The organism is Nocardia sp. NPDC058658, from assembly GCF_042716665.1.
In the GTDB taxonomy this organism is placed as follows: domain Bacteria; phylum Actinomycetota; class Actinomycetes; order Mycobacteriales; family Mycobacteriaceae; genus Nocardia.
Map to the genome: position 1 here is coordinate 1 of NZ_JBHXRR010000024.1, position 11629 is coordinate 11629.

Annotated in this window: 10 protein-coding genes; 7 read left to right on the top strand and 3 right to left on the bottom strand. The window is 64.3% G+C overall.

Features of this window, described 5'->3' with window-relative positions; translation table 11 throughout:
- Both ACFWUP_RS25825 and ACFWUP_RS25830 read left to right on the top strand, forming a co-directional pair.
- The coding region (locus ACFWUP_RS25825) for a hypothetical protein (RefSeq protein WP_379238517.1) at nucleotides 1-779 on the top strand (779 nt) is incomplete at its 5' end.
- 71 nt (nucleotides 780-850) lie between these two features.
- On the top strand, nucleotides 851-1651 hold the full coding sequence (locus ACFWUP_RS25830; RefSeq protein ID WP_379238519.1) for a PIG-L deacetylase family protein: 801 nt from the start codon (nucleotides 851-853) through the stop codon (nucleotides 1649-1651).
- A 97-nt stretch (nucleotides 1652-1748) separates the two neighbouring features.
- Here ACFWUP_RS25830 and ACFWUP_RS25835 read toward each other — a convergent pair whose 3' ends face one another.
- Nucleotides 1749-2105 (bottom strand): DUF4189 domain-containing protein, encoded by a 357-nt coding sequence (locus ACFWUP_RS25835; protein WP_379238521.1) that lies wholly within the window; start codon nucleotides 2103-2105, stop codon nucleotides 1749-1751.
- Nucleotides 2106-2497: 392 nt separating this feature from the next.
- Between ACFWUP_RS25835 and ACFWUP_RS25840 the strand changes: the two genes are divergently transcribed.
- Complete coding sequence (locus tag ACFWUP_RS25840; RefSeq protein ID WP_379238523.1) at nucleotides 2498-3445, top strand: serine/threonine-protein kinase; 948 nt, start codon at nucleotides 2498-2500, stop codon at nucleotides 3443-3445.
- Nucleotides 3446-3517: 72 nt separating this feature from the next.
- The gene (locus ACFWUP_RS25845) at nucleotides 3518-6955 is read left to right on the top strand and encodes a tetratricopeptide repeat protein (RefSeq protein ID WP_379238525.1); all 3438 of its coding nucleotides are present in this window, start codon (nucleotides 3518-3520) and stop codon (nucleotides 6953-6955) included.
- Here ACFWUP_RS25845 and ACFWUP_RS25850 read toward each other — a convergent pair whose 3' ends face one another.
- Both ACFWUP_RS25850 and ACFWUP_RS25855 read right to left on the bottom strand, forming a co-directional pair.
- Nucleotides 6956-8332 (bottom strand): ABC1 kinase family protein, encoded by a 1377-nt coding sequence (locus tag ACFWUP_RS25850; protein ID WP_379238526.1) that lies wholly within the window; start codon nucleotides 8330-8332, stop codon nucleotides 6956-6958.
- A 411-nt stretch (nucleotides 8333-8743) separates the two neighbouring features.
- Nucleotides 8744-9631: an alpha/beta hydrolase gene (locus tag ACFWUP_RS25855; protein WP_379238528.1), complete on the bottom strand. Its 888-nt coding sequence runs from the start codon at nucleotides 9629-9631 to the stop codon at nucleotides 8744-8746.
- On the opposite strand from ACFWUP_RS25855, the gene ACFWUP_RS25860 reads away from it, so the two are divergent.
- From ACFWUP_RS25860 to ACFWUP_RS25870, 3 genes are all read left to right on the top strand, one after another.
- Nucleotides 9618-10067 (top strand): hypothetical protein, encoded by a 450-nt coding sequence (locus tag ACFWUP_RS25860; protein ID WP_379238530.1) that lies wholly within the window; start codon nucleotides 9618-9620, stop codon nucleotides 10065-10067. The two genes, ACFWUP_RS25855 and ACFWUP_RS25860, sit on opposite strands and share 14 nt — an antisense overlap.
- A gap of 16 nt (nucleotides 10068-10083) precedes the next feature.
- Nucleotides 10084-10917, top strand: coding sequence for a PIG-L deacetylase family protein (locus ACFWUP_RS25865; protein ID WP_379238532.1), 834 nt, complete (start codon nucleotides 10084-10086; stop codon nucleotides 10915-10917).
- Nucleotides 10918-11036: 119 nt separating this feature from the next.
- Nucleotides 11037-11627, top strand: a complete 591-nt coding sequence (locus tag ACFWUP_RS25870; RefSeq protein WP_379238534.1) for a TetR/AcrR family transcriptional regulator — start codon at nucleotides 11037-11039, stop codon at nucleotides 11625-11627.
- The last annotated feature ends 2 nt before the right edge of the window (nucleotides 11628-11629 follow it).

Below are 11629 nucleotides of genomic sequence, written 5' to 3' on the forward strand. Positions count from 1 at the left end.
GTGAGAGATTCCTCGAAGGATCACACGGTGACCGCTCTGTCGTCGATGCGTCGAGCTCGATCACCGTGCGCTACACCACTATGCGGGACTCAACTCTATACGCATGGCAGTTGGAGCTGCATGCGGCGTGGTATGAGGTGCTGGGCCTGGTAGAAATGCTGCTGCGCCAATCGGTGGACAACGCGCTTGCCGATTGGAATCACGGCGCATTGTTGCCGGGAGGCGGTACTCGGGACTGGCTGATCTCTGCAGCCAAACCGCTCGACTCACTCGCCGCGAAGATGTCCAAGGATGCTCAGGTCGCAGCGAAGAAGGCCGCCGACAGACGCCCGCGCAGTCACCCTCGCTACAACGTCCCGGTCACCCATGACGATCTCGTGGCTCAACTGACCTTCGGTAACCTCGCGCATCTCCTACCCACCAAGGCAGCCCCCACCAACCGGAGCAGTCGCGCCACTGGCCGGTCTGCCCGTGAGAATCTGTGGCTTTACGGACTCATCGACACCTTCCCTAATCGCGGCCAAGTCTGGCCCGCAGGCGCGCGCGGAGACACTGTCGGGCGCAAGGTATGTCTCGGTTACCACGTAGGAAACACCGTCGGTCGCCTCAAAGACCTTCGCAACCGCGTGAGCCACCACGAACAGACACTCGCAGCCAATCACGCCGCCCGCCACGAAGACGCCCTATCGCTAGCACGCGCGATAGACCCACACGCTGCGGCGGCCATTACCGAACTCAGCGCTGTTCCCCGCATCCTGGCACGGCGACCACGGTTCTGAAAACGACTGCTCCGAAATCCGCGAGACTGCGGCTCTGGGTCGCGTGCGCGATTGAGCGCGATACTGGTGTGATGGCGACCGTCGTGGCATTCCACGCCCACCCCGACGACGAGATCATCCTGACCGGTGGGACTCTGGCGAAACTGGCCGACGCAGGCCACCGCACCGTCATCGTGGTCGCCTGCGATGGACATATGGAACAGTTCGATGACGACCTCGCACCCCGCCTGCGCGAATTACATTCCAGTGCTGAGGTTCTCGGCGTGAACAGGGTCGAACACCTCGGCTACGCCGACAGCGGACACGGTCCGATCCTGTATCCGGACCCGCCCGGACGGACCCGATTCGTCCGGGCACCTATCGACGAGGCTGCCGAACGCCTGGCAGCAATCCTCACCCAGGAACGCCCCGAAATACTGTTGAGCTACGACCGCAATGGCGGATACGGCCACCCCGACCACATCCGGGTCAACGAAGTCGGCGCCATGGCCGCGAAAAAGGCGGGTATCCCCCGGGTTCTGAACGCGACAGCCCCACGAGAACTGTTCGCGCGACTGACCTGGCCTGCGCGCCGACTCGGCTACGACGCCACCGCGATCAGCGCGGGTTTCACCGCCCGCGCCGACATCACCCACCGAATCGACGTCGGAGTCTTCGCGCCACAACGCATGAACGCACTCGCCCAACACCGGTCTGTCCTCGAAGGCCGCGGCCGTTTCGCCATGATCGCAAACACCTTGCGCCGCATTCCGACACCAGTTCAGACACGGATCCTCCGATGGGAATGGTTCGCCGAGAACGGTTTCCAATGCCCAGCCTCGGGCCCGCTCGATGACATCTTCACGCAACCGACCGAGGCGAGCGCCCGCTGACGCTCCACCGCCGCCGAGGCCTCCTGTCGCGGACAGGACACGGCCTGCCTACGCCAGAAGGCCCCGACAATCCGCGTCGTGGTGAAAAAACCGCTGATCAGTTGCAGATCGACTTGATGACGTACGAGTCGCTGTACCACTGCGAGTCGCTTTCGGCCTCGTACCGCGACGCTCCGTTGCCACCGGTGTACGAGCCGTAGCCGTAGGAGTACGAGACCGCGCCGCAGTCGACGAACGTGGTGAGCACCTCGCAGGTGTAGTCGCCACAAGACGACAGGGCCGCGGACTTGGCCGCCGATGGCGAGGGATAATCCCAGGCGGAACCGATGGAGCCCCAGTCGGAGACTGCGATCGCGCCCCAATAGGTGGAGGCTGCGGTCGCGCGGGGGGCGGCGGGGAGAGCGGTCGTGACAGCGGCGGCGAGACCGACGAAGAGGTAAGCGAGTTTGCGCATGATTTGTCCTCGAGAATTCGGTTTCCGATATCGGCTGATCCGATCGGATACTCGAACCGTAGAAATTCTCGGCGCCATCCGGCCATCACCTTCGGCCTTGAACGGACATTAATACCTGGTCAGAAGGGCTGGATCGAGATTCCGGACCGGAATCAGACTGCGCAGACCGGGCTGTGCGCAGTGAAACACTCACCGATACAACAACTTCCGCCCGATGACGGCCGGAAAACAATTCCGGCCCGGAATATTAGAAGAAGCCCCTCACCTGCAGTGATCACGCATCGGACCGGTCGCCCACTGGACCCCGCAGCGTCGTCGGATGACAGTTGGTTATCCGCACGGCACCATCGCCGCGCTGCGCTGATTCGTGAGAATCAATGGGGAGGTTGTCAATGTCGATCAGGCCCGGAACAGTAGTCGGCGGCCACCGGATTGTCGGCACGCTCGGAGCGGGCGGCAACAGTACGGTGTATCTGGCCAAACACCCACGCCTGGATCGCAATGTCGCATTGAAGGTCGCGCACAAGGATTCCGCCACACAGGCCGACGTCCGCACGGCATTCGACCGCGAAGTCCGCCTGATCTCAGCATTGAGCCACCCCAACATCATCGACATCTACGACCGGAATGGGCCGGGCGACGAATATCTGTGGATGTCGATGCGACTGATCTACGGCGGCGACCTCACCGACCTCATCGCCACCGCACCCGACGGAGTCGACCCCCACCTCGCTGTCCGGTTGATCGCCGACACCGCTCGGGCACTCGACTACGCCCACACGCGAAATACTCTGCACCGCGACGTCAAACCGGCCAATATCCTGATCGACAAGCACCCCGGCGGCGTCACAGCGGTGCTGTCCGACTTCGGGATCGCGAGCGCACTCGATGTCGCCGCGACCGATTCCGACGTTCTCGCCAGTCTCGCGTATACCGCCCCCGAGCGTTTCTCCGCGCACCATCGCATCGACAGCCGAGCCGACGTCTATTCCTTGGGCTGCACCCTTTTTCAACTACTCACCGGCGAAGTCCCCTACCCTGCCCGACATCCAGGAGCCGCGGTCGCCGCCCATCTGCGTACGCGTGTGCCCTCGGTCTGCGCCCGCCGGGTAGGGCTGCCCGCTGCCCTCGACGAGGTCATCGCGACCGCCTTGGCGAAGGATCCTGACGACAGATTCCGCACCTGCGCCGAACTCGCCGCGCATGCCGCGAACACCGTGACCCCCACCGGACGCCACGCGGTGGCTCTCCTGAGATCGGGAGCGGTGCCGTCCGACCACGCGACTCGCGTGCCCGTTCGGCGGGCGGACAACGTCGAAAGCCGACAGCTGATGTTGTGAAGTTGCACTGGCACAAGCGAAATGCCGCCGTTGAGCACTGCCCGCGGACTGTGCCCCCGGTACCCTGAGGTCGTGGTCGAGGCAGGCGGAAGTGCCAGGGTGGGGACCGAGGGGTCGGCGCGGACGCTGTTTTCCCAGCGGATGCGCGACCTGTTCACTGCGGCGGGTAATCCGACATTGCAGCAGGTGCAACGGGCAACCCGCACCCGGCTCGGACCCAGGCACCGGGTGCCCGATATCCGGCGGATCAGCGACTGGCGAGCGGCGAGGAACGTGCCCGATCGGTTCGACACCGTCGAGCCGGTTCTCGCGACATTGATCTTCCTCGCACGACAGCGCCCGGAGCCCGCCGCTGCCGAGGTCCTGAGTATCGCTGCGTGGCAACGGATTTGGCAAGACGCCAGGACCGAGGAAGTCAGCAGGGCAGGCATTTCGCCACCTCCCGACCCGCCTGTGCCGCCGGTCGTCACCGATAATCTTCCCCGCGATGTGGCGCTGATCGGACGCGAGCGTGAGCTCGCCCAGTTCATCGACGGGCAGCGCAGGCAACGGCCTGTCTCGATCTACACCGTCGACGGCATGCCGGGGATCGGGAAAACCGCGTTCGCGACCAGGGCCGCGCACCAACTCGCCGATCAGTACCCTGACGGGCGATTCTTCGTCTACCTGCACGCGCACACCGTGGGCCAACCGCAGGCGCGGCCCGAAGACGTACTCGGCGGACTGCTGACAAATCTCGGCGTGGACCCGCGAGTCCTCCCCGCGAGCCTGGAGAGCCGACGCACGCTGTGGCGAGATCGACTGGCGGGCAAGCGAATTCTGCTCGTCCTCGACGACGCGCACGACCATGCCCAAGTCGAACCGCTGCTACCCAACCAGCCCGGCTGCTTGACCATCGTGACCTCTCGCAAGCGGCTGGTCGCGCTCGACGGGTCGCAACCGCTTGCGTTGGACACCCTCGACCCGGTCGACGCCACCGCCTTGTTTCGCGAGGCATCCCGCCGCGGCACTGCGGCCGACGCCACCGCGATCGCCGATATCGTCGCACTCTGCGGCTATCTGCCGCTGGCGATCGTGCTGCTCGGCGGTCGACTCGCCCACCATCCGGCCTGGACGTTCACCCAACTCGCCGCCGATCTGGTGGCGGCGCAGGACCGACTCGGCGAGCTGGCGGCCGGGGAGCGGGCTGTACACGCGGCGTTCGGGATGTCGTATCAGGATTTGGCGCCGCGCGGTCGGCAGCTTTTTCGGCGGCTCAGCCTGCACCCCGGCCCGGAGGTGGACCGCTACGCCGCGGCCGTGCTCGGTGACCTCAGCGTCATCGAGGCCAGGACCGAACTGGAGGCGCTGTTCACCGACCATTTCCTCGAGGAGCCCAGCGTCGGCCGGTTCCGCATGCACGATCTGCTGCGCGAATTCGCCATCACCTTGTCGGCCGATGACCCCATAGCCGAGCGGGACGCGGCAGTCCACCGGCTCTTGGACTACTACCGAGATCACGGCAAGGTCGCCGACCGTGAGCTGAGTGCCGAACCACGATCCGAGGACGATCATCGACCTGCCATCGGCGCCCGCGGCCAAGCGTTGCGCTGGTTGCGGGCCGAACGCGCCAATCTCCTCGCGTGTCTCGAGTACGCCGACAGCCATCATCTACATACACGAGTCGTCGAGTTGACGAGCGCGTTGGCGGGTTTGTTGCGCCTGGACGGTCCGTGGCATCTCGCCGCCGGATTGCACCGGCGAGCGGCGGAGGGCGCCGAGCGGACCGGTGACCGGATCGGCGCGGCCGACGCGCGCTGCGATCTGGGCGCGGTGCGCTACGCCACCGGCGATTATTCGGGCACAGAGCAGGTTTTTCGCCAGGCGCTGGCCACCTACCAGGAAACCGGCGACCGGATCGGCGAAGCGCACGCGTTGAGCAACCTGGCCAGGCTCGGCTACGCCACCGGCGACTACCCGGGGACCGCGGAACTCATGCGGCGGGCTCTGCTGATCTATCGCGAGGCCCACGACCGTCAAGGCGAGGCGTACGCGCTGATCGGGCTCGGCGTGGTGCGCTACGCGACGGGCGATTACGCCACAACGACCGACCTCGTGCGGCAAGCATTGGTGATCTTCCACAGTATCGCCGACCGCACCGGCGAGGCCTACGCGCGCAACGAATTGGGTGTCGCCCGCTACGCCGTCGGCGACTATCTCGGTGCGACCGAGGCGATGGACGAGGCGATGGCGATCTACCGGGAGAACGGCGACCGGTTCAGCGAGGCATATGTCCTCAACGACCTCGTATGGGTGCGAATCGCGACCGGCGACTACCCGGAGGCCGAGGAATTGGTGCGCCTGGCCCTGGTCATCTACCGCGAGACCGGCGATCGGCTGGGCGAGGCGTACGCATTGAGTAGCGCGGGCAAGCTGCGTTGCGCGACCGGCGACTCGGTCGGCGCCGGCGAACGGATGGAGCGCGCACTCGCGATCTTCGAAGGAATCGGCGATCGGCTCGGTCAGGCGTATACCCAGGGCGACCTGAGTTTGGTGTGCTACGCCACCGGCGACTACGCCGGTGCCGGTCGCCGATTGGAGGAAGCGCTCACGGTTTTCACCGAGATCGGCGATCGCGTCGGTGAGGCGTACACACTGATCAGTTTGGGTTTGTCCTGCTACGCGGCGGCCGATTATCAGCGGGCCGACGAGTTGTTACATCGCGCGGCCGCAGTATTCCGCGATATCGGCGACCGTGTCGGCCTGGCTTACACTCTCGCTTGCCTCGGTCGGCTCGGCCACGCCGTCGGCGACAGTGCCGCAGGCATTGCCGCGCTGACCGACGCCCTCGCCATCTTCACCGATATCGGCGATCGGGTCGGGGAGGCGTACGCGCTCAGCTCTCTCGGCCGGATTCGAGCCGCGATCGGCGACACCACGACCGCGACGGAACTGGTCGAGCGGGCGATCGCGATCTATGCCGAAGTCGGCGACCGATTCGGCCAGGCTTTCGGCCTCGGCGGCTTGGCGCTTTTGCGCTACGTCACCGGCGATTTCGATGAGGCACCCGTATTGGCCGAACGCGCGCTGGCGATCTTCACCGAGATCGGCGATCGGGTGAGTCAGGCATATATTTTCATTGCCTTGGGGCTGCTGCGTTATCGGGTCGGCGATTACCCCGGTGCGCTCGCGATGACCGAACAGGCTCCGGCGATCTTCCGGGAAATCGGCGACAGACTCGGCGAAGCCTACGCGTTCATGGGCATGGGCCTCGTCCGATACAAGACCGGCGACTATTCCGGCGCGGCTGACCTCGTTCAACAGGTCCTCGTGCTGTTCAGCGAAATCGACGAACAACCGGGCCAGGCCGAATTGCTCGAGCGGATCGGCACGATCTGGGATGAGAACAGTGTGCCCGACAACGCGGTTGTCTCCTATATCGATGCCTTGCGGCTGGTTCGCGAGATCCATGTCAGATGGAAGAAGCGGCGAGTATGGCGCGATCTACCCGTGCCGGATGTGCATCGGTAGTCACCGCGGTCGCGCTTTCGTCCACATCTGGTGCAGGCGACCGAGTTCGGTGGCCGGATCCTCGGCAAAGATCCATTCGCGGGCGATACGGTGCCAGTTCGCGGTGGCGTGCAGTTGACCGAGCGTGCCGAATGCCATGAATTCGGCGCGCCGTGACAACAGGTGCTCGGGTGGGAGGTTCTGTTTGCGCATCCCGCTGAATTCGGCGAGCCGTGGGTCGATGGCCAGAAGGACCGCGCTGCTCGCGATGTCGGGAGAGATGGTCAGATCCTCGTCGACCAGGCACCATTCCGCAGCCGAGAGCACGTAGTTATAGCATTCGGCCGGATCCACCGCGGTGTCCTCGTCGATCACCCCACGCTCGACCATCAGTTGATACAACGCGTCGATTCGTTCTTCGGCCGCAGCCCGCAGGCAAGTGATCTCGAAGTCGACATGCGACCGATCCATTCGCTTGTACAGACCGAAATCGAGGAAGACGACCCGGCCATCTGCGGCCAGCAGAATATTGCCCGGATGTGGATCACCACAGAACTCCGCGAACTGGTACATCGAGCCGAGATAGAAGCGGTAGACGATCTCGCCGATCCGGTCGCGCTCGGCCGCGGGCAACACGCGCATCTCGTCGAATCGCGCGCCGGGGTGATATTCGGTGACCATCACCCGACGGCTACCGAGATCGGGAAACGCCATCGGCACGATAAAGAGTGGATGGTCGGCGAAGAATTCGGCTACGTGCCGTTGAGTACGTGCCTCACGACTGTAGTCGAGTTCGTATTCCATGTTCGTGCGCAACTCGTCGAGCACCGCGAGCGTGAAACCTGGAAGTACCTGGACGATCATCGTTCTGAGCAGTCCGAGGTTACGCAAATCGGCCCGCACAGCCCGATCGATCCCGGGATATTGGACTTTCACCGCAACCGAGGTGCCGTCGAGCAGGGTTGCCCGGTACACCTGTCCGATCGAGGCGGCGGCGATGGGTTCGGGATCGAATTCGGCGAACAGCGACGTCAGAGGTGCGCCCATATCGTCTTCGATCACAGCCTGCATCGCCTCGAATGGTAGTGCGGGTGCCTTGTCGCGCAGCACAGCGAGGCTGTTCTGAAAAGCCTCGCGATGCTCGGGTGGGACCAGATCGAGGTCGAGCATCGACAGCCACTGGCCCAATTTCATGGCCAGCCCCTTCATCTCGCCGAGGACCCGCACCAGGTGTGTGGTCAGTTCCAGCGTCGACTCATCGGCCAGCCGCGCCTTCACCTCGACGGAACGACCGATCATCGACAGCCGCAATCGGCCCTTACGGACGACCTGCGTGGCAGCCACCGCGCTGATCTTGGACCCTCGAGCCAGTCGTGACGTCGGCATCGGCTTGTCCACGGCTGTTCCCCCTTCACCGGGTCGCCACGAGCGCACCGGATTTCGTCGCGATCTCAGTGATTTCGGGCGACCCCGACCTCCCATTACGGTGGAGATCTCTCCGGGAAGCGAGCCGAACGCGCGTTCCACCTCAGGTCGTTCCTGGTAGGGCGATGTATTGGGAATTCCGGACCGGAACACGACCGGACTGCGCGCAGTCGTCCGCGATCATGCGCGTATGGCTTTGACACTTCGGTTGTCCGAGGAGGCTCCGCACCGACTCCGGCAGCGTGCTGGTGTTGCGGGAGGCGATTCGTCTATCGCGGCGACATCCCGACACGTGCCGTGATCACCGGGCGCATTCGTCGAATCCCTCGGTGTCACACAGCTTTCCAAGTCCCAGGTCTCGATCATGGCCGCTGATCTGGATGGCTAGGCGAGGGTTTCGAGGAAGAAATCACGAGCAGCGCCGGATGTTCTTTCGAACTGCTCCTCGTACACCGCGAAGTGCGGCCCGGGTACCAGGACGAGGCGCTTCGGTTCCAACGCTTCGGCGTAGCTTTGCAGCGCGATGTCGGTCGGTGCCAGAGTGTCCTGTTCGGCGATCACCATCAGCAGAGGGGTTGGCGACACCCGTCGTATGAACGCTTCCGGCGTGTACGACTGGAATTTATCGATGCTGGAGACGGTGACCTCGTTGCGCCAAGAGGGCACCTGGGGACCATTGGCCATCAGCCATTGATATGCCTCTGTTCCGGGCATAGCGACGAAGTCTGTCGGGACTTCGGAGGCTGCTTTGAGGGTTTGGTGAGGCTTGCCGCACGCGCGGGCCATGCGGTCAGCAGCGATCGCCTCGTGAACGATCGGCAGCATTGTCGTTGGGACCAAGCTGCGGAAGTTGGCCCACCCGTTGGTAGTCGGTACCTGAGAGACAACCGCGCGCACGCGCCGGTCTGTCGCAGCGACCACCAGGACGTGTCCACCCGAGAAGCTGGTACCCCAGACGCCTATCCGGTCGGAGTCGATCCCCTCTAGTGTTTGGGCGAAAGTGATCGCATCGCGATAGCCCTCGATCTGTGCGCCAGGGTCGACCTCGTGGCGCGGTTGCCCGTCGGAGGTCCCGAAGCCCGGGTGGTCGTATACGAGGCATGCCAGGCCAGCATTGCTGAGCACATCAGCGAAAGGCGCTACCCACTCTTTCACACCCGCGAATCCATGAGTCATGACCACAAGCGGCGCACTCCGCGGCGCATTGTCGGGGCGATACAGCCATCCCCTCAAAACCACCCCGCCACTGGTGAATTCGATGTCGACACGCATGAAGCCCCCTCCGATAGTTTCGTTCTCCACCGACGGTACGGACCTGGCGCAGATAAGACAGCGATTCGGCGAACATGTGCCGGTCGAAACCCGGGTTATGTTCCAGCGCAACGGCAAGCGTCGGCGACCTCGCCTGGACTGCCACGCCGATCGGAGAACAGATCGACATCCTCGGACGGTCGCGAACCCATCCCGTGCAGTGCGACCGCATGACCGCCACCGCCCGTTCAGTGAATTCGCCGACTTCCATGGCCTGCGAATCGTGTACGAAGGCGACATCCGCGCTGGTGAACTCCGCAACGAAACCGATGGCTCGACCGACCTCGCCGCCCGTCATCCGCTTACTGACGTCGAGCAACTCGACCGAGTCGACCTCGTGGACATCGGAATCGAGCTATGGCGAACCAAACCAGCCCTTGGTCGCGTGCGCGATTGAGCGCGATACTGGTGTGATGGCGACCGTCGTGGCATTCCACGCCCACCCCGACGACGAGATCATCCTGACCGGCGGAACTCTGGCGAAACTCGCCCACGCAGGCCACCGCACCGTCATCGTGGTCGCCTGCGACGGACATATGGAACAGTTCGACGACGACTTCGCACCCCGTTTGCGCGAATTACATTCCAGTGCTGAGGTTCTCGGCGTGAACAGGGTCGAACACCTCGGCTACGCCGACAGCGGACACGGTCCGATCCTGTATCCGGACCCGCCCGGACGGACCCGATTCGTCCGGGCACCCGTCGACGAGGCCGCCGACCGCCTGGCAGCAATCCTCACCCAGGAACGCCCGGAAATACTGCTGAGCTACGACCGCAACGGCGGATACGGCCACCCCGACCACATCCTGGTCCACGAAGTCGGCGCCCTTGCCGCGAAAAGGGCAGGCATCCCCAGAGTGCTGAACGCGACGATCCCCCGCGAACTATTCGCGGGACTGACCTGGTCCGCGCGCCTGCTCGGCTACGACGCCACCGCGATCAGCACCGGTTTCACCGCGCGCGCAGACATCACCCACCGCATCGACGTCAGCGCCTTCGCATCACAGCGCATGAACGCACTCGCCCAACACCGATCCGTCCTCCGAGGCGGCGGCCGTTTCGCCAAGATCGCACACACCTTGCGGCACATGCCGACACCCGTTCAGACGCGGCTTCTCCGGTGGGAATGGTTCGCCGAGAACGGTTTCCAACGCCCAGCACCGGGCCCGCTCGACGATATCTTCACGCAACCGATCCTGGTGGCGTCTCCGGACATATCGGCAGGCGATTCGAACTCACGTCAATAATCGAAACGAGTGAGCTAGCGGCATCGTGTACGCATGGCTATGACACTGCGGCCAGCGGACCGGCCGTCGCCCCGAATGACCACTAACCCGTACAGCGCTATACGAGTTATGCTGGAGAGGTGAGCGCCACCACACCTCGTCGCAAACGCGCAGATGCCCGTCGCAGCATCGACAGCATCATCGGCGCTGCCCGCGCTGAGTTGAGCAAGGATCCACAGGCGAGCGTCGATGACATCGCCGTGGTCGCAGGGGTTGGGCGGATGACGGTGTACGGGCATTTTCCCAACCGGGCCGCGCTGGTCGAGGCGGCCCTGGCTGCCGCGCTGGCGGAGGGTGACGAGATGTTGGCGGCGGCCGATCTCAGTGGGAACGCCGAGCGGGCGATGATCCAATTGCTCGGTGCCAGTTGGGCTTTGATCGCCGAGTCCTCGGCGTTGTTGACCGCCGCTGTCGAGGCGCTGCCCGCGGGTCGAATCCAGCAGCTCCATGACAGTCACGCCGAGCGCATGGACGAACTCATTCGCCGTGGGCAGCGGCAGGGCGAATTCCGCACCGATCTGCCTGTTCCGTGGCTGCGCAACGTCATCCATTACGTCTTGAAGGGTGCCGCCGAGGAGGTCGGCGCCGGTCGGGTTCGGTCTGCGGACGCTGCTGGTCTCGTCACCGCCACCGTCCTTCCCGTTCTCGCGTCGAATCGTGCTCCTAGCTAGAG